Raw genomic sequence first — 22,672 nt, 5'->3', positions numbered from 1 at the left:
GTGACTAAAATATAACACAAAAGAAGTATCTCTGCTTTTTTTATATTCAGTTGTAACACATGTATTGTAATCCTACAGAATTGGGGAAATTGCAAAACGTTTACCGATCTACTGCCAACCGCCATCAAAGGTCAGTATCTGTCCGGTCAGATAGCTGCCGGCATTTGCTACCGTTATGATAAATTCTGCAGCCTCTGTCTCTGTTCCCATCCTGCCAAACGGAATTTCCTCTTCCAATGCATTTTTTTCTTCCGATGACAAATGCCCGTTCATCGTAGTATCGATAGCTCCAAATGCGATTGCATTCACCGCTATACCGCTCGGTGCAAGCTCTTTCGCAAGAGCCTTTGTAAATGCATTGACCGCACCCTTGGTCGCTGAATACGCTACCTCACAGGAGGCTCCGACATTGCCCCATACAGATGAAATGTTGATAATACGTCCCTTATGTGCATGCACCATGTATGGCACAACCTGACGGCATGTGTTAAATACTGACGTTATATTCGTATCTATAATTCTTTCCCAGTCCGTTTCATCCATATCGGTCAGCAGCCCGACATAAGAAATTCCGGCATTATTGACCAACAGATCAATCTTCTTACCAAAATGTTCGATTACATGCTCTATAAACTGCCTTACAAATGTAAAATCTCCGGCATCACCGATCTCTGCATAACAATCTGTGCCCTGCGCAAGTATCTTCTGTTGAACCTCTTTCAGCTTTTCCGGATGACGAAATGACGTTATGGCTATTTTTTTATATTGTTGTGCAAGGGCTTCCGCCGTTGCTGCACCAATTCCTGTTGATGCCCCGATAACTATTGCTGTTTTCTGTTCCATTCTTTCTGTTCTCGCTGTTCTTTCTATTTAAAATGTGATACCCAACAGATTGATCAATAATCCCCAGCACACACTGGTAACATACAAGGTTCCAACGACCATAATGTTTTCTTTTAATCTGTGGCGGTTCATACGGAACAATACCAGAAGTCCTACGCCTGCACTGACAAGCAATCCTGACATCATTGCTCCGGAACTGAGCATTCCGTCCAGATAAAGCTCTGTAATGATAACAGACGGTGCACAGTTTGGTATCAGTCCAATCAGTGCTGCCATTGCTTCTCCAAGGAACGGTACATCACCAAGAAGTCTTCCAATCGCATCTTCCCCTGCGATACCGATAATAATATTTAACACAAAGGATACCGCCAGAATAAATACCGTAATCTTCAAGGTGTGCTTTAACGCCGACATCCAGATTCCATCCTCACAGTTGCAGTGTTCCTGCTCACACAGATCATGGATATGTTTTTCTTCTATGTCCGTACCATCATAGTGGATATGTCCATGATGTGTGTGTGTACTTTTTTCATCGTGGGTATGCATATTTTTTTCATCATGCACATGCACACTTTTTCCATTATGTGTATGAGTATCTTTATAATTATGTGTACATTCTGCATTGACTGTCTGTGCTGCCTGAACGGAATATCCAGAATGCTTCGAATATTTTTCTTTATCTGCACTGTCTGTATTTTTAGAATTATCGTTTTTTGAAGACGCTATATGCTTCGTTTTTCTTCCTGCCAGATATCTTCTGCGAATATATTTATTTGCAAGATCGACTGCATAACCTGTAACGATCGCAATGCACATTTTTGCAAGCAGGATACGAATAATTGTACCGGCATTTACTGTATGCGAAATAAAGATTGGAAGCATCTCATCAGAGGTTGACATAAATACTGCAAGCACAACTCCTGCTGTGATCACACCACCACTGTAAAGGTTCGCTGCCACACAGGAAAATCCACACTGTGGAACGATTCCAAGTGCTCCACCTGCCAACGGACCAAACGCACCGGCAGACTGCATATATTGCTTCTGCTTTTCTTCTGTTCTCTGCTCCAACCATTCCATCAGCAGATATGTCACTAATAAAAATGGTATTAATTTTACACTATCGATCAGTGCATCTGAAAACGAATCAAATAACAATTCCATACTATCCATCTCATTCCTGAAAATATAATTTGCAACCAAGTTGCATTATCAGATTATAGCATTATTTTGCCCAATGTCAACTCCTATTATCAGAAATATTCAATTTTCAGCATGGAAATTCCTGTTATCTGGTTTTATTTTTCTGTTTCTTTTCTTTCTTACTGCATTCGTCGCAAACACCATATAAAATGGAATCCTTGCAGCAAAGTGTGAACCCATGATCAGACAAAATGTGCTCTGATATCTCTTTCATGAAATCACAGTCCAGATGGATGACCTTTCCACATTCGGAGCATTGCAGATGTAGATGCTTCTGACACCTGGATGGCTGTTCTACATACTGATATCCTGCTTTTTCGCCCTTATCAGCCACATATTTCATCAGTGTCTTCTCTGCGACCAGCTTATCCAGATATCGGTATACAGTTGTTTTATTTACCGAACACTCTTCCTGATCCATATGCCGTATAATATCCGACACATGAACGGCACGATCTTTATTCCGGATCAGATAATCAAGGATCATCTGTCTGCTCTTTGTCTGATATTCATGTTTACGTTCCATCTCAATTCCTGCTTTCTAACTGTTCTTAAGGCTCCACTATGTAAGCTGTTATTCTATGCAGTATCGATCTGCTGTCACATTATCTGCTTTTTGTTACACATTCTATCTATACTTTATCTTCCTACTGCATATTCTAATTACTGCTGCAAATTGTCCTGCATCTGCACCGGTACTCCCTGATAATAAGGTGTATTCGGGATATTTCTGAGGTCCTGATTTCTCATATACTGAAGATATGCCAGCCCCTCATCAGAATATCCAAATCTCGCATTTGGACATGCCTGTGCAAGTACATTCAACAACTCCTGTTTACTCTTTTTCCCTCTTGCCAGTACATTAATAGCAACACGGTTCTTTTGAAAACGATTTTCGATTACATATTCACTTCCGGTTGGAATAAAGTTCGTCGATGTAGTATGCAGATAGATCAGATATACATCCCAGAGCCAGGTCATCTGTGTTGGCTGCTTCTTATTCGCAAGCACCTTATCGGAAATCAATACATATTGGTCTTCATATATTATATGCGAATATAACTGGTCGGCCATCTCCAAAAGCTGCGGGTTATTTTTCAAATAGCCGGTTTTTTCAGGCCTTACAATATTACGAATCCCTATTATGATAAATACAATTCCTAATAATGCAAATAAACCAAACAAAATGATCATACCCATTCCGTCATCTGCATTATCTGACATCACACCTATTGTGATCAATCCGAAAATCAGCATTAACACTGCTCCGCCGACAACCGCTGTGATTCCACCTTTTTTTATTTTTGCCAGTACAATATCTCTCCCCATATCAAGATCCTCCTTTTTTATGTAAAAAGCATACAATATCTATATTATACGAAAAGGTCTCCATAGATTCAATCAAAAACTTTCCATAAAATCATTATAGATTTTATCTGCATATGCCGAAATAAAGCGTTATAGAAATTACTTTTCTGCAATGTCTTTCTTGCAAAGAAAAACCCCGAAACCGCATATCACGATTCCGAGGTCTTATATTAACATTTACTATATAATAATTATTGTTAGATTTTGACCGGTATTTGATTAGCAAACACCCTGAGCAAGCATAGCTTCTACAACCTTTTCGAAACCGGCAATGTTAGCACCTGCAACATAGTCGCCTTCTACACCATAACGCTTAGCAGCGTCGCTGATGTTTGCGTAGATTGTCTCCATGATTCCCTTTAACTTGCCGTCAACTTCTTCAAATGTCCATGAAAGTCTCTCTGAGTTCTGGCTCATTTCAAGTGCAGATGTAGCAACACCACCGGCGTTAGCAGCCTTACCACCTACGAATAATACGCCATTCTCCTGTAAGTACTTAGTAGCCTCTAATGTTGTAGGCATATTAGCACCCTCTGTTACAGAGATAACACCATTTGCAACTAATGCCTTAGCATCGTCTAAGTCTAACTCGTTCTGAGTAGCACATGGTAATGCGATATCACCCTTAACATTCCATACACCGTGCTCGCCGTTCTTCTTCTCATGGTATTCAGCGCTTGGTCTGGCTGCTGCGTACTCTGTAAGACGTGCTCTCTTAACTTCCTTAACTTCCTTAAGTAAGTCAACATCGATTCCTTCCGGATCATAGATCCAACCTGTTGAATCGGAGCATGTTACACACTTAGCGCCTAACTGATGTGCCTTCTGGATTGCGTAGATTGCAACGTTACCAGCACCAGATACGATACAAGTCTTACCAGCGATATCAATACCATGATCCTTTAATAATGCGTTTGTTAAGTATAATAAACCATATCCTGTAGCTTCTGTACGAGCAAGTGATCCACCATATGTAAGTCCCTTACCTGTAAGAACACCTTCGTAGGATCCACGGATTCTCTTATACTGTCCGAATAAGAAACCGATCTCTCTTCCGCCTGTTCCGATATCACCGGCAGGAACATCGACATCTGCTCCGATGTACTTGCAAAGCTCTGTCATAAAGCTCTGGCAGAATGCCATGATCTCTCTATCTGATTTGCCCTTAGGATCAAAATCAGAACCACCTTTACCACCACCGATTGGAAGTGTTGTCAGTGAATTCTTAAATACCTGCTCAAATCCAAGGAACTTGATAATACCTAAATTAACTGAAGGATGAAGTCTTAATCCTCCCTTGTATGGTCCAATAGAATTGTTAAACTGTACACGGAAACCTCTGTTTACCTGAACCTGTCCATTGTCATCTACCCAAGGTACTCTGAACATGATCTGTCTGTCCGGCTCTGTGATTCTTTCAAGAATCGCATTCTTTCTGTAGAGCTCCTCGTTTGCATCGATACAAGGTCTAAGTGAATCAAGAACCTCTGTTACTGCCTGTAAAAATTCTGGCTGGTCAGCATTTTTCTTCTTTACGATCTCCAGCACTTCATCAACGTATGACATCTTAAAATCCTCCTTAAATTAATTATAAGTAAATCGCATCTCTGCGAAATTCATTTGGAGTAGTATTTTCTCTTTAAGAAAATTTCCACTTAAGATTATAAACAATAGACTTGAATTTATCAAGTAAAAATATGATTTTTATGAATTTTTTTATCTTTTTAATGAAAAAGCAGGATTTTCTTAAGTTGCAATGCGCTAAAGTGCTAGCAAATTAGCGGGATTTACAGGTCTTCCATCTCTGCCTTGATCTCATCCTCCGTTGCTGCCATTGCCTGTAATGTCATGGTCAGAAGCTTCTCAAGCTCCCAGTTAAGCTGTGCAGCACCACGTTCAATCACTTCTCTGGAACAACCTGCGGCAAATCCCTTGCTCTTGTATTTTTTCTTCAGAGATTTCAGTTCCATATCCTTTGTACTCTTTGACGGACGCATCAATGCCGCTGCCCAGATCAGGCCTGTCAGTTCATCTGCTGCAAACAGAACCTTCTCCATCTCATGAACCGGCTCTACATCGATGGTTGTACCACATTCCACTGTAATTCCATAACCATGAGAACAGACCGCATGAATAATATCCTCTGACACACCACCATCTCTTAACAACTCCGGTGCTTTCAGACAATGCTCTGCCGGATACAGTTCAAAATCAATATCGTGAAGCAGCCCTACGATGCCCCAGTATTCAGAATCTTCACCATAGCCAAGTTCATTTGCATACCATTTCATAACAGCCTCAACTGTAAGCGCATGCTGAATATGGAATGGATCTTTATTATATTTCTTCAGTAATTCAAACGCGTCATCTCTTGCAATATATTCCTTCAATGTAATAACCTCTTCTCAGTATATTTTTAATAATTTTATGTTCAATATCTCGTGAGCATAGTTCTATCACTTTATACCGCATCTCAAAATAGACTCCATTTTTTTAATCGATATATAAATCCAAAAATAAATGGATGGTATTACTATTAAACGTCTTGCGGAATAATAGATAATACCATCCTTTATTTTGTTTCAAAGACTATATATTAATTGAGTCCTTTGAGGTACTCGTCAATGCCCTTTGCTGCTGCCTTTCCGGCTCCCATAGCAAGGATAACTGTAGCTGCACCGGTAACTGCATCACCACCGGCATATACACCTGTCTTTGTGGTCTGTCCGTTTGCCTCATCGGCAACGATACATTTCCACTTATTTGTATCAAGTCCCTTTGTTGTAGATGAGATCAGTGGGTTTGGTGAAGTACCAAGTGACATGATAACCGCATCCACATCCATGACAAACTCAGAACCAGGAATCTCAACCGGTCTTCTTCTGCCTGATGCATCCGGCTCACCAAGTTCCATCTTGACACATTTCATGCCCTTAACCCAACCCTTTTCATCTTCAAGGATCTCAGTTGGATTTGTAAGGAGATCAAAAATGATTCCTTCTTCTTTTGCATGATGTACTTCTTCTACTCTGGCAGGAAGTTCTTCTTCACTACGTCTATATACAATATGTGTCTCAGCACCAAGTCGAAGTGCCGTTCTTGCAGCATCCATTGCTACATTACCACCGCCGACAACGGCAACTTTCTTACCAACCATGATAGGTGTGTTAGAGCCTTCCTTGTAAGCCTTCATCAGGTTACTTCTTGTCAGGTACTCATTTGCTGAGAATACACCATTTGCATTCTCACCCGGAATACCCATGAACTTAGGCAGTCCTGCACCGGAACCGATAAATACTGCTGAGAAGCCTTCCTCCTCCATTAATTCATCTATCGTTACAGATTTACCGACTACAACGTCAGTCTCAATCTTAACACCTAAGGATTTTACATTTTCGATTTCTTTCTTTACTACGCCATCTTTTGGAAGACGGAATTCAGGGATACCATAAACCAGTACGCCGCCTGTCTCATGAAGTGCTTCAAAGATTGTTACATCGTAACCCATCTTTGCAAGATCTCCTGCACAGGTAAGACCAGATGGACCGGAACCGATAACTGCAACCTTCTTTCCATTCTTCTCTGCTGCCGGTTCCGGCTTAATGCCATGCTCTCTTGCCCAGTCAGCAACGAAACGCTCCAGTTTACCGATAGATACAGGATCGCCCTTGATACCTCTGATACATTTACCTTCACACTGTGTCTCCTGTGGACATACACGGCCACATACAGCAGGGAGTGCTGATGATTTGCTGATCACCTGGAATGCCTCTGCAAATTCGCCCTTCTTTACATGAGCGATAAATCCAGGAATATCAATAGAAACAGGACAGCCCTTTACACACTGTGCATTCTTGCAGCCGATACATCTTGCTGCTTCTGCCATTGCTTCTTCTTCATTATATCCGTAACATACTTCTTCAAAATTCTTTGCACGAACCGCAGGTTCCTGTTCACGAACCGGTACTCTATTTAAAACGTCCATTATTTGTCACCTCCACACTGTCCGCATCCACCATGATGGGTGTCGCCTTCCTTGGCTGCAAGATATGCTCTGCCTTCCTGTGTCTTATAGATCTGCTGACGCTCCATAGCTTCTTCGAAATTTACAAGGTGTCCGTCAAATTCAGGTCCGTCTACACATGCGAATTTTACTTCGCCGCCAACTGTTACTCGGCATGCACCACACATACCGGTACCGTCTACCATGATCGGGTTCAGGCTGACAACTGTAGGGATCTCAAGCTCTTTTGTAAGCTTACAAACGAACTTCATCATGATCATCGGTCCGATTGCTACGCATACATCATATTTGTTGCCTGCGTCTACAAGCTTCTGAATCTCATTTGTAACAACGCCCTTGCTTCCATATGAACCATCGTCTGTTGTAATGTAGAGATTTCCGGCAACTGCCTTCATCTGCTCTTCCAGGATGATAAGCTCTTTGGATCTTCCACCGATGATAACATCAGCGGCTACTCCATGCTCATGTAACCATTTTACCTGTGGATATACAGGTGCGGTTCCTACACCACCGGCTACAAATAAGATCTTCTTATTCTTTAATGTCTCTAAATCTTCTTCTACTAATTCCGACGGACGGCCAAGCGGTCCAACAAAATCTGTAAAGCTGTCTCCAGCCTTTAAATTCTTCATCATCTCTGTTGCTGCACCTACTACCTGGAATACAATAGTGATCGTGCCTGCTTCTCTTGAATAATCGCAGATTGTAAGAGGAATTCTCTCTCCATCTTCTGAGCCTCTTACGATTACAAACTGACCCGGAAGACAATTCTTTGCTACTCTTGGTGCTTCCACGTCCATAAGATAGATTGCATCTGTCAACGCTTCTGTTCTAACAATCTTAAACACGTTTTTATCCTTCCTTTCTCTTTTCCCGACTCTCCACACAAGACTCAGGAATACTACACTGCCGAAATCGCACAATATGGTCCATTATAGCATCTATTAACAAATACTGTAAAGGTGTAATTTTCAGGCATTATCATATAATTTTTACGTTACTCCAAATCGGAAAACAGATTGCTTTCTATCTGACTGATATCTTCAATCGGTATGATCGTTGCATCTGCCATGATCACCGCTCTCCTGTACAGATCGATTCGCTTAACGATACCGGAATGCGTAACATATTCTCCTCCGGCTTTTCTCTCATCCTGTACGAAATAGGTAATATCCACTAACTGTTCTGTACCTATATTTGCTGAAATAATGTTTAGTTTCTCATTCAATTCTTCCAATACTTCATCACTGAGCACCCGTTTCTCATCTGTCCGTCTGGCAGTCTCACGAATCGCCGCCGCATGTCCTGTCAATGCTGCAAATGGTGCAAATTGTGCCGCCCGGTCATAGAGTGACATCTGCGGGTGTGTCTTCGAAACAGGGTGTTCCAAATGAATGATATCATCATATTTATGGTTGTTCTGATCCTGCATGTTATATATACCTCTTTATGCCTTATGTCCGCCGATCTGTGCATTTCTGTCTTTCGCCGTTGCTCCCTCCTGCAGGTTCATCCCCTTCAGAATTGCATTTTTCCCATATTTTTTCTTAATACTGAGCATAGCTTCCTGCATGTGACGTTCCCGATCCAGATCTGCTTCCTCTTTTTCCCTTTGTTTTTTTACAGCCTCATAATCTGTAAAAAAATCAAGCTGCTCATACGCATCGTCATTCGCGACAGTATGTTCATCCGCCAGTTTATTCGCGGTAATATTGATCCTCCGGATCAAAAGATCCTTGTCAACGATCCGGTCATACAGTTCCATTACCGCATCCATAAGCATCTGCGTCGATGAGGTCTGCCGCTTCAGATTGATCGTTCCATGCGCATGCTTCGGAACCTTTCGTCCATAACGATCCGTTGTAACAGCGCCTTTATATCTCTTCTTTCTCGCCGGATCTGTCAGATTATCAATATCATATCCGATCGTAAGCACGATCTGATCTGTAACAAGTCCCTTATCCACCAGATCAAGTGACATAAGATCAGTCATTTCCTTTACAACCAGCCTTGTCTTATCAAAATCATACGGACAATGCAATACCTGTCCGGTGCAAATACTATTTGTCTCCGGTTTATATGCCTTGATCTGATCCATCGTGCAAGGCTCATATCCCCATGCATGATCGATCAGCAGCTCTGCATTAATGCCAAATAGCTTATACAGTAAATCTTCATTATATAATTCATTTGTCTTTCCGACCGAGCATCTCGCCACATCGCCCATCGTATATAGTCCATATTCGGCTAATTTCTTCGCGTAGCCCTGACCGACACGCCAGAAATCTGTGATCGGCTTGTGACTCCAGAGCTTCCTGCGGTATGACATTTCATCCAACTCCGCGATCCGCACTCCATCCTTATCCGGTTCGATATGCTTCGCCACGATATCCATCGCGATCTTACAAAGATACAGATTGGTTCCAATTCCCGCCGTCGCTGTGATTCCTGTCGTCTTTAACACATCCTGTATCATCGTCATAGCAAGCTCTCTGGCTGTCATATGATAGGTATTCAGATAGCCGGTCACATCCATAAATACCTCATCCACCGAATAAATATGGATATCCTCCGGTGCAATGTATTTCAAATAAATGTCGTAGATCCGTGTACTGTATTCCATATAAAGCGCCATGCGCGGCGGAGCAATAATATAATCCAGCTGAAGAGTCGGATCTGTCCCCAGCTTCGTGCTGTCATCCGATGCTCCGGTAAAATGATGATCCGGTATATTCCGTCTTCTTATATTATTTGCTTCTCGCACCTTCTGAACAACCTCAAATAGTCTCGCCCTGCCCGGTATTCCATATGCCTTAAGGGATGGAGATACCGCAAGGCAGATCGTTTTCTCCGTCCGGCTCGGATCTGCCACTACCAGATTTGTCGTCAGGGGATCTCTGTTCCGCTCTCTACATTCTACGGAAGCATAGAAGGATTTCAGATCAATCGCTATATACGTTTTATTTTCTTCCATTTATCTATGCTCCTTTCGTATATCTTATCACCATCATCCGACGGTTGTTCTGCATTTATTCCACGCTTCAATTATATGTAAAATGGTTGGTTTTCTCAATGGGAAAATACGGATACCTAATAAAGCGCCGCCTGTTTTCGGTGCTATATCAGGGATATTATTGAGGCAAAAAAGTCCAGATACATCATTTCTGCCATATCCGGACTTCTATAAAATATACATGTTATCTGTTCTGCCGTCATCTCTCCAAGTCTGATTGTAACGGATATCAGAGGGAAAACAAGTTTATAATTTTTCACCCATACTTTTAGCAAAATACTATAAAGTGCAAGTTATTACATCCAGACATACCATTCATTACATTTACAAACTTTTTTCCTTTATTTCTGGTAAGCTGACCTTGTCGACAAAACAGGCGCCAGAAATTAAATTAATGAAATACAATCCATAAAGGAGAAAAATATCTACTTATGACTTCAAATAGAAATGTAAATATCATAACAGATGAAAATAACAGAAAAATTGTTATCATTAATGATAAAAAATTTAAAGGACTAACAAAAGATGATTGGAAACAAATTGAAATATATCTTAAAGATTACATTTCCGACTGCTATGAAATTACAGAAACCTCAGAGTTTGTTTATATCGGACCAGACTTTCCATCCGAATATTCCGGATCAAATAGCCGACTCGCCTTAAAAGGCGCCAGGAAAAAAGCAAAAGCATCTGCTTCACAAGGAATTCCTGAACTAATACAAATTGCTCAAAATCCGAGATGGGAAGAAAACAAAGAAAGGAAACATATCAAGGACGCTAAATACGGCTGGTATCGATACGATATCAGATTTGGAATTCCTGTTTATGATGACAAAACCGGCCTTTTAATCAGATACAATATATTTACAGCCATTCTTCTAATAAAACACTCCGAAGATGGGAAAAAATATCTCCATGATATTACAACAATAAAAAAAGAAACGAGCAGCCCGCTTGAGTTATAAAACTGTACGGTGAAAACCCATTTCTTATTTTTAATGTTACTATTATATTTTACTCCTGTCAAGAGAAACCAAGGAAAAAGAATCCTATGGTCTGCTAACCGGCTTACACAATCACGCAACAGATCATAGGACTTTTTGTTTCTAAGCATATTTTTTATATTTCATCTTTTTGCTGTAAGTATATATCTGTAATCACCCACTCCGGTTCTACGATATACTCCAGCTTACCATCATATTTCTTTACAATACGACGCATACTTTCTATTCCATATCCATGATATTCACTATCCTTCTTTGTTGTTTCAAAATCTCCTTTTGAAAGTGCTTTATATCTTGTACTGTCATATGTATTCTTAATCTCAAAATGAATCATGTTCTCATAACTTGCAGCTTTGAACAGAACGCACTTATCACCATTACTATGCAAACAGGCTTCCGCTGCGTTTTCCAAACCATTCGAAAGCAGTCCGCTCAAGTCAACATCCTGAATCATTAATTTTCGTGGCAACTTACCTTCACAATGGAACTTAACATCTGAATAAGCCTCTTTCGCAATAATTCCATTTATGATGGCATCCACCATATAATTTCCGGTATATAGCACATTTTTCTTCTTCAGATCTTCATCTTGTTCTGAAAGCTGTACCAGGTAATCTTTTATTTCCTCCAAGTCTCCTTTAGAAGCCAATTCTCTAAGAACCGCCCTATGATGTCTATTATCATGACGATATTGCCGCATATCATCATCCATCATTTCCATATTGGCATATAACGCCAACCGCAAGCCGTCGTTTTCTTCCTGAACTTCAATATTCTTTGTTTTCAGATCATTTTCTTTTTTCAAATGGTTGGAATATAGGAAAAAGGCAAGGATGCAGGATATTGTTATTATTGCAGAAGCAATTAAAATTATATTCAATAAATTTCTTTTATCTGGTGCTCCATATGCCATAAAAAGTATAAATGTGATAAAAACAATATATAAGCCCAGCATTGCTCCCAACAACAATATGCATTGTCGAATATTAAGTTTCGCTTCAAACCATCTTTTATGATTATTCCTCGTATATATCCATGCTACTAATAATATTATGAATTCTGCAACTATATTTTCAATTAACTTTATATTTACTGGTGCATGCGAATAATACCATACAACATTATCTCTTATAGCTCCACCTAAAAACAGGTAGCAAATCGTATCCAAATAATTCACTGATATCCATGTTAACAAAAATAAAATAATTTTATTTTTGTATTTTCCCTCATACAAACACAACAATATTAAACAAGAAATAAAAACTAAAATAATCAAACTACCACTCTGTAAAATAAATGTTTGCATAAACAAGAAAGCTGTTAGTATAAATGCCTTCACAACCGATGCTTTGTTTTTATAAATTTTACCATGAAAAATCAAAGAATAAATTGTTATGTACTTCATAATATCCAATAAATTATTTAGTAATAATATTTTCATACTTATTTCCACTTCATCCTTCTATCACAAAATTTATAATAACTTTCCTGACATCTAAGTTGATTCATCTTCGGAATTTTTATAATTCGCCCATCATGCAGCTCAATATTCTTATTGCAGTTTTGGATGTATTCCATATTAATAATGTTACTCTTACTTATGCGTAAGAAATTACCCCCAAGCTCTGATTCCCAATCTTTTAATGATTTACGAACAAGACTTCTTTCCAACACACCAATTCCATTTATCTTTTCATCTACCATGTATTCTATATATGAATATACATGTTCCGCTGTAATCATAACAATTCTATCCTTGTGAATATATAAATTACCTTGGTCACTTTTTATATGAAGGACTTCTCTATTACTCATTTCTTCTTCAAAAAGCCTTAACTTTTCAATCAGTTTATTGTTATTTTTCATAAAACTGATTTTATCAACAAATCCTATCACATATCTTCCAAATGCTTCCTGCACAAGCTCGTCATGACTTGTCAGATAAATAATACTGCTTCCATACCTGTATCGTTCTAACTCTTTTCTAAGCCATAAGCCATCCCTGCCCGGCATTTCTATATCTAATATAAAGAGATCAATATCCCCCTCTATCTTATCAAGATTTTTCAATAAACTCTCCGCCGACCGGAATCCATATAATTTGACATCCGGAGATAAGTACTCTCTGCATATCGATCCTACATCTTCAATTACTTTTCTTTCATCATCACAAATGACGATATTCATCTTTTGCCCCTTTCCCTCCATACTTAAGTTATATAAAATAATAAATTGTTTTCTGTCTTTTTACAATAATAACTTTGTTATTCGACATTCTTAGACAAAAATAGTCAAAAAAATAGTCCAGGAGTTCCTGAACTATTTTTCCAGTTGATGCATCCATCAACTGCCGCAGTCTATATTGTTTTTTATACTTAGCTATATCTCTTAGGTGCATCTTTTTATTATAGAACATCCCTTTCCGGCAAATACTTTGCGCCCCCCTTTATTCTATAATAAATAGTCATCTCTATATGTATATGTTGAATACAAATATAGCTTCATATTTTTCCGAACAAACACTTTTATATGTTATATTTTTACTTTCCCCAGCCTAATATCTTCTTTAACCACTCTACAATATCAAGTCCATACAACATGAATTTCCCCTTTCCCTTTAGGCGCCATCAGTTGTTTGTTTCGTACGATGGTTTCAGTTTAAAGGGATAAAGTGGTATTTTCTATTTATTTGTTCTGAACTGTCGTTTTTTGTTCTGTAGCAAAAAAATCATGTATAAACAATGACTATATTTTGTTATTTTATCTTCTTTAGCAAAATTGTGTCTCGGATCATTCCTTACTGCTGCCTTGTACTGTGTATCTCCCGTATTTATCGGAAGTTCTGTTGCTTCTGCGTAAAGGTTCGATATTCCTGTTTTTATCTCACTTGAGAATTTTGTCAGTTTGGTTCGCTATATCTACTACTCTCATAGCACGGCTGTTCTACTTGATTATGTTAAGAAAGTAAACGATAAAGAATCATCATTATAAAAAGGAAAATAACATTTGCAACTGTAAATTCCAGAAAATATCTGCCACGGAACGAGCGGTCTTCTCTCGCAACATATTTGAAACTGATCAGACTTGCCATTGATGCTATCAAAGTACCAAGTCCTCCGAGATTTGTTCCGATCACCAGCTCCCGGATATGGTCTGTAAATCCGGATAACAGAATCGCAGCCGGAACATTACTCATTACCTGACTTGCAATTACCGAAGTGACCACCTCCCGTCCGGTCAATATATCCGAAAGCAGTTGACTGAATGCCGGGATACGTCCAAGATTACCGATGAATATAAATAACGCGATAAAAATACATAACAGAGAATAATCAACCTGTGTCAGGATTTTCCGGTCACGCAGAAGCAAATATAAAAATACTAACGCGAAAGGCACACCATACGGAAGAATATGTGAAACCGCAAGCAGACTTATGACAAACAGAATAATATATGCTGTAAATTTTTCAATCCATTCCGCATCCTTTTTCCCCCATTTTAAACCGGAAGCCCCCAACGGATCTTTCTGTCTTTTCGTTGAAGCTTTATCTTCAGCAGAGTCTAAGCCTTTATTCTGCTTTATTTCTGTCTTCTCTTCATGACTTAACTTTCTTTTTCGAACCATGGATGCCAGACCGATCCATGCAATTAACAAAGCAAATGCACAGACTGTATACGGTAGCATGATCTTTAAAAACTCCGCAATACCTATACCTGCTTTTCCATACAGATACAGATTCTGAGGATTACCAAGAGGTGTCAACATACTGCCAAGGTTCGCCGCGATCGTCTGCATGACAATTACTTTTAGCATCCATTTGCCACCGACATCCGGGTTCCGTTTCTTCATTAATATAATTGTAAACGGCACAAATGTAATAAGTGATACATCATTTGTTATAAACATCGACATAAAGAAACACAGGCATATAAGGATCACCGTTACTCCCCCGATCCCATGCACCTTTGCTAACAGCCGTTCCGCTAATTTATCAAACACACCAATATTCCTCAAACCGGCAACGATACTCATAAGGCAGAACAGGATTGCCAGTGTTCGGAAATCAATATATGAAATATATTCTCTGTCAGGGGCTACAAAAAATACTGACATCACTGCCAGTACGACCGCGATCGATAAAACGGTTTCCTTCTTTATAAAATATAAAATCTTTTTCATTCTTCTAATCCTCTTAACACATATTTACTGCCTGCACTATTGTACTGCATTCCCTTTCGTCCCACAACCTGTAATTCTGCAATTTATGATCAAGTCTTCCTTATATTTTAGATGCTTTTTTACCGGAAATATTTTATACTCTACATATAAATATTTACAAAAGCGTTCCTGTATTGGTAGTATCAACAGGTTGAAGCTCATAATCTACACAAGCTGTACAAATATTAATAAAGGGAGGGCATGCATATGAATCTCAAAGACAAAACACTCTGGCAGAGAAATGCTGCTGCGATCGGCGGCATGGTTTTATTTGCCGCCGGAATCAACTTCTTTATCGTCCCCGCCAGTCTGTATAACGGCGGTGTCCTTGGTATCAGCCAGATCATACGAACCTTACTGATCCAAGTATTTCCATCGCTTGCATCAGGAACCGATATCGCAGGTATTATCAACTTTATCTTAAATATACCTTTATTTATCATGGCATATATCTCAATCGGCAAAAGTTTCTTCAGCCGGACACTGGTCTGCCTGATCAGTCAGACGATATTCTTAAGTATATTTCCAATTCCGGCTACACCTCTGGTCAATGACAGCCTGACTGCCAGCATTATGGGTGGACTTCTCGCCGGTACAGGCATCGGTATCTCCTTACGCTCCGGCGGCTCCAGTGGCGGTATGGATATCGTCGGTATGTTCTTTACCAAGAAATACAAAAATTTCAGCGTGGGAAAGGTATCTTTGACAGTCAATGCTGTTGTCTACGGCATCTGTGCAATCCTTTTTGGTATCCCGACAGCCGTATACAGCATTATCTATTCCGCTGTCAGTACTCTGATGACTGACAAAGCACATACGCAGAACATCAATACCGAAGTTGTGATCTATACAAAAGAAGAACCGGAAGCCATCCTTGATTACATCGTAAACGAATTTCACCGGGATGCAACCTGGTGGGAGGCGCGTGGTGGTTATACCGAAGAAACAACTTATATGATCGTTACGATCCTTTCCAAATATGAATGTGTTCATCTCCGCCGCGGACTGAAAAACATCGATGAACACGCCTTTGTTGTCGTAAAAGAAGGTATGCATATTGGCGGAAAATACGAAAAGCATTTATAAAACCTGCATAAAACCTGTAATTTTCAGCATTTTTTTGCATATATAAATTGCATTTTTCAAAACACAATGGTATATTTATTCAGAAAAGAATGAAAGGAAGTAATGAAAATGAAACTTAAAAAATTTTTAGCAATTACTATGTCTGCAGCCCTGGCTATGACTGCATTAACAGCATGCGGAAGCAAAACTGACGACAGCAAATCTTCTGATAAGAAGACTGCAAAGGTTATCGAGATTGACCTCACAGATGAGGAATACGCTTTCGGCGTTGACAAAACACAGCCCGACTTATTAAAAGAGGTTAATACATTTATCGCAGATATGAATTCAGATGGCACATTTGAAGAAATCTGCAACCACTACTTCGGTGATGGCGAGCCTGTTGCTGTTGAATCAGCTACATTAGACTCAAGCAAGGATCAGTTAGTTGTAGCAACAAACGCTGCATTCGAACCATTTGAGTATACAAAGGGCGAGAACTACTACGGAATCGATATGGAGATCGCTAAAGCACTTGCTGACAAGCTCGGTAAGGAGCTGGTTATCCAGAACATGGATTTCGATGCTGTATGTCTCTCCGTTGGTCAGCAGAAATGTGATATCGCTATGGCCGGTCTTACAATCAAGCCGGATCGTGAAGAATATGTAGCTTTCTCAGATTCTTACTACAAGGCTTCCCAGAAGTTGATCGTTCCATCAGACAACACAGAATTTGACGAATGTAAGACTGCCGATGATGTAAATGCAATCCTTAACGCTAAGGATTCAAGCAGCAAGATTGGTTTCCAGACAGGTACAACCGGACAGTTCTACTGCGAAGGTGATGATGACTGGGGATTCGCTGGTCTTAAGATGACATCTACCGGTTATAAGAACGGTTCACTTGCAGTTCAGGATTTATTAAACGGAAATTTAAATTATGTTATCATCGATTCAGCTCCTGCTGCTGCCATTACAAAATCATTAAATGCTATGCAGTAAAAATATGCTATAAGAATCACGCGTTTCTCGCGTGAAGAAAATATATGGTAACAGGTAATTGTAAATTGCTAAAACAGTTCTGCTGATTCAGTGTATCTATATTTTACAATTACCTGTTATCTGATAGATATTGAAAGGATATTTCATGGGAGACATTTCAAGTAAAATACAAAAGTTCATAGAAATATTCATTGATAACAGAGGATATGTAAAGGTTGTTGAAGGTCTGAAGAATACCGTTATCATCGCCATAACCGGTCTGATCATCGGTATTTTGATCGGAACCATCATTGCAACTGTCCGCGTCATTCCAAAATATAAACGGCTGCCACGAGTTTTAGATGCAATCTGCAGCGTCTATGTCGGATTCTTCCGTGGAACTCCTATGGTCGTGCAGTTACTGCTGTTTTACTATGTTCTGCTCCCTATCGTAGGAGGTCATATGAGCGGTGTACAGGTATCAATGCTTGTATTTGGTCTAAACAGTGGTGCTTATATTTCCGAAATCATGCGAAGCGGTATCCTTTCTGTGGATCCCGGACAGATGGAAGGCGGACGTGCCATGGGCCTTAGCTTTGCGACGACCATGCGTAAGATTGTGATTCCTCAGGCAGTTAAAAACATCCTTCCTACTCTGGGAAATGAATTTATATCTTTGATCAAGGAAACATCTGTTGTAAGCTTTGTTGGTGCTACTGACTTATATGTAGCATTTAACTATATTGGTAGTAACAGCTACGAATTCATGATCCCATATCTGGTTATGGCACTGATCTACATTGTGATGGTGCTTCTGATCAGCCTTGGTATCAAACTTATGGAAAGGAGCCTGAGAAAGAGTGATAGACGTCATTAATCTTGAAAAACACTTTGGTGACAATGAAGTTTTACGAGGCATCAATGTCACAATCGATAAAGGCGATATAATGGTTGTAATCGGTCCTTCAGGTTCTGGTAAAAGTACATTTCTTCGCTGTTTAAATTGTATGGAAGACCCAACAGGCGGTCAGATCATCTTCAATGGTGTCGATATTGCAGACCCAAAGGTTGATATCAACATCCACCGTCGTCATATGGGAATGGTATTCCAACATTTTAATCTGTATAACAACAAAACCGTTATTCAGAATATCATGCTTGCTCCTGTACTGGTGCGTTGTCAGGATCTGAAAAAAGCGAAGCGTCATAATCGTATGCTTCCGCTTACGAACCTGTTCCGCAAAGAAAAGCAGGAGAAAATAGAGATTACAACAAGTAAATCTCAGATCGTTGCCGAGGCAAGAGCAAAGGCAGAAGAACTTCTGAAACGGATCGGTCTGGAAGATAAAGCAGATGTATATCCTTCTACCTTATCCGGTGGTCAGAAACAGCGAGTTGCCATTATCCGTGCGCTTGCTATGAATCCGGATGTGATCCTATTCGATGAACCGACTTCTGCTCTTGATCCTGAAATGGTTGGAGAAGTTCTCGACCTGATGAAGGATCTTGCAAAAGAGGGAATGACCATGATCGTGGTTACTCATGAAATGGGATTTGCAAAGGAGGTTGCCAATAAAGTCCTCTTCATCGATGAGGGACAGATTCTTGAAACCGGCACACCGGAAGAATTCTTTGGCAATCCGAAGAATCCTCGACTGAAGGATTTCCTTTCGAAAGTATTATAGACCGACTTGGCATTATAAATAAAAGATGATAGATACTCTTTGTTACGCAAAACGCTCTCGCTCTATTTTCACGTAACGGTACTAAGCTCCCGCTTATGCGGATCGCTAAGAACCGACGTTCAAATAGGTTTGCTTCACAAAAATATCTATCATCTTTTATTTATATCCACTTTAATGGCTTTAACTTCATATATTAATATGTACAAACCTACACCAGCGCGAATAACTGAGAACTTAGTGAGGCTTCCGCCGAGGTTAGTTCGAAGTTACACAGCGTGGGCAGGCTTACTTCATAATAGTAATACCCTCTTCCATTTTTGTTTCCACTTCTCAATAGTAAATACATTTCATTATCGCCAAGGACCGACGTGAATAACTGAATGTTAACAAAAAATAATACAGGGAGCGTATATACATTGTGAAGCAAACCTTTCTACACGTCGGTACTTAACGATTCACCGTCAGGTGAAGAGTTTAGAACCGCTACGTGTAGAATAGAACGCGAGTGTTTTGCGGAACAATGTTATATATGACCCCTGTATTATTTTTTGTTAACACTATTTCTTTAATGCTTCCTCCAGGGTATGCCAGCCAAGGACTGCGCATTTTACACGGGCAGGCATATGGGAGATATCTTTTAAGGCGGAGGCCTCTTCCAGTTCATCGATCTCTTCATCGGTCGCTTCGCCCTGTATCATCTTTAAGAAAAGTTTTCCAAGCTTCAACGCTTCTTCCTCGGTCTTTCCGACGATCATGCCAAGCATGATATCAGCGGACGCCTGTGAGATCGCACAACCGTCTCCGACAAATGCTCCGTCTTCGATAATTCCGTTTTCTACTTTTAATTTCAACCAGATATCATCCCCACAATTCGGGTTTACACCTTCCAGTACGATGTTCGCATCCGGAAGATCATGTTTGAATTCCGGTCGGATATTGTGTTCCGTCAGAATCTCATTATAAAAACTTCTATTCTCCATATCCCATTCTCCTTCTGACATTTGCAACACTCTCTACAAATGCATCGACTTCTTCTATCGTATTGTAGAACATAAAGCTGGCTCTTGTTGTATTATACACCTTCAGATAAGTAAGTAATGGCTGTGCGCAATGGTGCCCTGCACGAACATCGATACCATCTGCTGCCATGATCTCACTGACATCATGTGGATGTACATTGTCGATCGTAAATGCCACAATACCGGTATGGTTTGCAGGATCTTCTGAGCCGATCACATGAACATGCGGAATCTTTGCAAGTCCTTCCATCGCATGTCGGGTCAGTTCCTGTTCTCTCTGCTCGATTGTCTCAAATCCAATCTTATTAATATATGAAATTGCGGCTGCAAGTCCGGCTGCACCGGCTGCATTTACAGTTCCTGCCTCAAACTTATGCGGAAGCTCAGCCCATACCGCTCCTTCTGTCGTTACGGACTGGATCATCTCGCCACCTGTCATAAATGGCGGCATCTCTTCCAGTAATGCTTCTTTTCCATATAACACGCCGATACCCATCGGTCCCATCAGCTTATGACCGGAAAATGCAAGAAAATCCGCATCCAGATCTTTGACATCAATCGGCATATGCGGTGCGCTCTGTGCCGCATCTACTACAAGGACCGCGCCGACTGCATGTGCAAGCTTTGAAATCTTCTTGATCGGATTCACACAACCGAGAACATTGGATACCTGTCCGATCGCTACAAGCTTTGTCTTCTCATTGATTCCTGCTGCAAGTGTCTCATCTGTCAAAATACCGTCCTTCTCACAGTTCAGATACCGGACCGTTGCACCTGTCATTCTCGCTGCCATCTGCCATGGGAGAATGTTGCTGTGATGTTCCATGATGCTGACTGCGATCTCATCTCCTTCTTTCAGATGACTGCATGCATAGCTGTATGCAACAAGGTTCAGACTCTCTGTTGTATTTCTTGTAAAGATGATTTCTTTTTCCGAATCTGCATGAATAAAATCACGCACAACTTTTCTGGCATCTTCATATGCTTCTGTTGCTGCAAGGCTCAGCGGATAGAAGCCACGAAGCGGATTTGCATTGCTTTCTTCATAAAAACGCTTCTCTGCTTCAATTACAACTGCCGGCTTCTGTGCTGTAGCTGCATTGTCTATATAAATGGTTTTATTTGTCTGTAATAACGGAAAATCCTCTTTATAATTCTTCTCTATCATCTGCCATTACCTCCGCAAGCTGTGCTTCTACCAGCTTCTGTGTCTGCTCATCTCCTATGTGGCGATATAACATCTCGAATTTGCCGTGGGTCATGATATCCTCCGCAGCCTCCTTGTCGATGCCTCTTGATTCAAAATAAAATAATGTCTCCTCATCCAGTTCACCTATCGTTGCACCGTGAGAACCTTCTACATCCTCCTCTGCACAGAGAATGATCGGGATTGTCTTATTGATCACATCATCACCAAGCAGGAGTACATTTTCTGTCTCTGCACCTGTGGATTCGGATGCACCGTTCTTGAAATCGATCGTTCCACGAAATACTTTCTCTGCTGCATCCTTTAAGGTTCCATCTACCTGGATCTCACAATTCGTCTTCTTACCAAAGTGATTTATGATCAGGTTCACATCAATCTTCTGTGTCTTCTGTCCAAGGTAGCCGATCTCGACCTGTGTATCTGCTCCTGTACCCTTAAGATCTGTACGGATTCCGTTATAGAGATCACCTTTTCCGATAAAGATCTGAAGGATATCGAACTTTGCATTTTCATCGCAGACACAACCGATATCATTTAACAGAGTCTGTTCTTCATCCTGCATAAATACCTGTACCAGACGAACACGGCTGTCTTTCTTTGCCTGTATCATCGTACGGTATGCCAGTGAACCTGCCTGCGCACTTTTCTTTGTAAATGTCTCAATTATGGTTGTATCCGTACCTTCTTCTGCCGTCAGATAACATGCACCTGCCGCCGACGCTGCTGTCGTTCCATCAACAGCCAGACGGATCGTTGCCTTTGCGTCTTTGTCCGAAGCAGTCAGAACTGTTTTTTCTGTCTGCGCATCTGCAAAGATCGGATCAGCCTCTCTTCCTGCTCCACTCTCAACTGTGGCAAATTCTGCCGCATCCCCGGATATCAGGCTGTTTGTCTCTTTATCCTCAAATGCTTCCTCTACCGTCACCTTACATGGTGCTATATCAGGATTCCATGAAACCTTTGTATCATTCATATGAAGCCAGTACCATGTTTTGGATGGAAGTTTATTAATATTGATCGTCTTCTTGTCCATTGCTCATT

General features: G+C 40.3%; 21 protein-coding genes. 5 read left to right on the top strand and 16 right to left on the bottom strand.

Annotation, left to right across the window (positions count from 1 at the left end; translation table 11 throughout):
- Positions 1 to 108: 108 nt before the first annotated feature.
- From GT641_RS10390 to GT641_RS10345, 10 genes are all read right to left on the bottom strand, one after another.
- Positions 109 to 843, bottom strand: coding sequence for an SDR family NAD(P)-dependent oxidoreductase (locus GT641_RS10390; RefSeq protein WP_161117464.1), 735 nt, complete (start codon positions 841 to 843; stop codon positions 109 to 111).
- A gap of 27 nt (positions 844 to 870) precedes the next feature.
- Positions 871 to 2,007 carry a putative manganese transporter gene (locus GT641_RS10385; protein WP_243143743.1) on the bottom strand — a complete coding sequence of 379 codons (1,137 nt, stop codon included), beginning with the start codon at positions 2,005 to 2,007 and terminating at the stop codon, positions 871 to 873.
- A 124-nt stretch (positions 2,008 to 2,131) separates the two neighbouring features.
- Positions 2,132 to 2,572, bottom strand: coding sequence for a transcriptional repressor (locus tag GT641_RS10380; RefSeq protein WP_008399910.1), 441 nt, complete (start codon positions 2,570 to 2,572; stop codon positions 2,132 to 2,134).
- A 137-nt stretch (positions 2,573 to 2,709) separates the two neighbouring features.
- Positions 2,710 to 3,375 (bottom strand): phage holin family protein, encoded by a 666-nt coding sequence (locus tag GT641_RS10375; RefSeq protein ID WP_161117462.1) that lies wholly within the window; start codon positions 3,373 to 3,375, stop codon positions 2,710 to 2,712.
- Positions 3,376 to 3,633: 258 nt separating this feature from the next.
- The gene (gdhA, locus tag GT641_RS10370; protein WP_008399921.1) at positions 3,634 to 4,980 is read right to left on the bottom strand and encodes an NADP-specific glutamate dehydrogenase; all 1,347 of its coding nucleotides are present in this window, start codon (positions 4,978 to 4,980) and stop codon (positions 3,634 to 3,636) included.
- A 221-nt stretch (positions 4,981 to 5,201) separates the two neighbouring features.
- On the bottom strand, positions 5,202 to 5,804 hold the full coding sequence (locus tag GT641_RS10365) for an HD domain-containing protein (RefSeq protein ID WP_192919833.1): 603 nt from the start codon (positions 5,802 to 5,804) through the stop codon (positions 5,202 to 5,204).
- Positions 5,805 to 6,010: 206 nt separating this feature from the next.
- Positions 6,011 to 7,399: an NADPH-dependent glutamate synthase gene (gene gltA, locus GT641_RS10360; protein ID WP_117785569.1), complete on the bottom strand. Its 1,389-nt coding sequence runs from the start codon at positions 7,397 to 7,399 to the stop codon at positions 6,011 to 6,013.
- Positions 7,399 to 8,286 (bottom strand): sulfide/dihydroorotate dehydrogenase-like FAD/NAD-binding protein, encoded by an 888-nt coding sequence (locus GT641_RS10355; RefSeq protein WP_044944533.1) that lies wholly within the window; start codon positions 8,284 to 8,286, stop codon positions 7,399 to 7,401. Before GT641_RS10355 ends, gltA begins: the two co-directional genes overlap by 1 nt.
- A 149-nt stretch (positions 8,287 to 8,435) precedes the next feature.
- A complete protein-coding gene (locus GT641_RS10350; protein ID WP_161117461.1) occupies positions 8,436 to 8,870 on the bottom strand; it encodes a YolD-like family protein in 435 nt (144 codons plus the stop codon).
- 15 nt (positions 8,871 to 8,885) lie between these two features.
- Positions 8,886 to 10,412 (bottom strand): DNA methylase, encoded by a 1,527-nt coding sequence (locus GT641_RS10345; protein ID WP_161117460.1) that lies wholly within the window; start codon positions 10,410 to 10,412, stop codon positions 8,886 to 8,888.
- A 470-nt stretch (positions 10,413 to 10,882) separates the two neighbouring features.
- Here GT641_RS10345 and GT641_RS10340 point away from each other — a divergent pair, with 470 nt between their 5' ends.
- On the top strand, positions 10,883 to 11,416 hold the full coding sequence (locus GT641_RS10340; protein WP_008399932.1) for a hypothetical protein: 534 nt from the start codon (positions 10,883 to 10,885) through the stop codon (positions 11,414 to 11,416).
- A 154-nt stretch (positions 11,417 to 11,570) separates the two neighbouring features.
- Here GT641_RS10340 and GT641_RS10335 read toward each other — a convergent pair whose 3' ends face one another.
- The 3 genes from GT641_RS10335 to GT641_RS10325 form a co-directional block, all read right to left on the bottom strand.
- Positions 11,571 to 12,896: a GHKL domain-containing protein gene (locus GT641_RS10335; RefSeq protein ID WP_161117459.1), complete on the bottom strand. Its 1,326-nt coding sequence runs from the start codon at positions 12,894 to 12,896 to the stop codon at positions 11,571 to 11,573.
- Between the two features lie 2 nt (positions 12,897 to 12,898).
- Positions 12,899 to 13,642 (bottom strand): response regulator, encoded by a 744-nt coding sequence (locus GT641_RS10330; RefSeq protein ID WP_161117458.1) that lies wholly within the window; start codon positions 13,640 to 13,642, stop codon positions 12,899 to 12,901.
- Between the two features lie 769 nt (positions 13,643 to 14,411).
- Positions 14,412 to 15,635: an SLC13 family permease gene (locus GT641_RS10325; protein WP_008399937.1), complete on the bottom strand. Its 1,224-nt coding sequence runs from the start codon at positions 15,633 to 15,635 to the stop codon at positions 14,412 to 14,414.
- Positions 15,636 to 15,881: 246 nt separating this feature from the next.
- Here GT641_RS10325 and GT641_RS10320 point away from each other — a divergent pair, with 246 nt between their 5' ends.
- The 4 genes from GT641_RS10320 to GT641_RS10305 all read left to right on the top strand — a co-directional run bounded on the left by GT641_RS10320 (position 15,882) and on the right by GT641_RS10305 (position 19,405).
- Positions 15,882 to 16,760, top strand: coding sequence for a YitT family protein (locus tag GT641_RS10320; protein ID WP_044944542.1), 879 nt, complete (start codon positions 15,882 to 15,884; stop codon positions 16,758 to 16,760).
- Between the two features lie 108 nt (positions 16,761 to 16,868).
- Positions 16,869 to 17,741 carry a transporter substrate-binding domain-containing protein gene (locus tag GT641_RS10315; RefSeq protein ID WP_044944546.1) on the top strand — a complete coding sequence of 291 codons (873 nt, stop codon included), beginning with the start codon at positions 16,869 to 16,871 and terminating at the stop codon, positions 17,739 to 17,741.
- 145 nt (positions 17,742 to 17,886) lie between these two features.
- Positions 17,887 to 18,597 (top strand): amino acid ABC transporter permease, encoded by a 711-nt coding sequence (locus GT641_RS10310; protein WP_117785562.1) that lies wholly within the window; start codon positions 17,887 to 17,889, stop codon positions 18,595 to 18,597.
- Positions 18,581 to 19,405: an amino acid ABC transporter ATP-binding protein gene (locus GT641_RS10305; protein ID WP_008399945.1), complete on the top strand. Its 825-nt coding sequence runs from the start codon at positions 18,581 to 18,583 to the stop codon at positions 19,403 to 19,405. Before GT641_RS10310 ends, GT641_RS10305 begins: the two co-directional genes overlap by 17 nt.
- Positions 19,406 to 19,962: 557 nt before the next feature.
- Here GT641_RS10305 and sufU read toward each other — a convergent pair.
- The 3 genes from sufU to GT641_RS10290 are packed head-to-tail and all read right to left on the bottom strand — an operon-like array spanning position 19,963 to position 22,664.
- Complete coding sequence (gene sufU, locus GT641_RS10300) at positions 19,963 to 20,385, bottom strand: Fe-S cluster assembly sulfur transfer protein SufU (protein ID WP_008399947.1); 423 nt, start codon at positions 20,383 to 20,385, stop codon at positions 19,963 to 19,965.
- Positions 20,375 to 21,592 (bottom strand): SufS family cysteine desulfurase, encoded by a 1,218-nt coding sequence (locus GT641_RS10295; RefSeq protein WP_161117457.1) that lies wholly within the window; start codon positions 21,590 to 21,592, stop codon positions 20,375 to 20,377. The genes sufU and GT641_RS10295 overlap by 11 nt, the downstream gene beginning before the upstream one ends.
- Positions 21,573 to 22,664, bottom strand: a complete 1,092-nt coding sequence (locus GT641_RS10290) for a SufD family Fe-S cluster assembly protein (protein ID WP_008399951.1) — start codon at positions 22,662 to 22,664, stop codon at positions 21,573 to 21,575. The genes GT641_RS10295 and GT641_RS10290 overlap by 20 nt, the downstream gene beginning before the upstream one ends.
- Positions 22,665 to 22,672 lie beyond the last annotated feature (8 nt).

This window comes from Clostridium sp. BIOML-A1, from assembly GCF_009874105.1.
In the GTDB taxonomy this organism is placed as follows: Bacteria; Bacillota; Clostridia; order Lachnospirales; family Lachnospiraceae; genus Coprococcus.
Note: the sequence above shows the minus strand (reverse complement) of the source record. Positions and strands in the feature narration are given on the sequence as shown.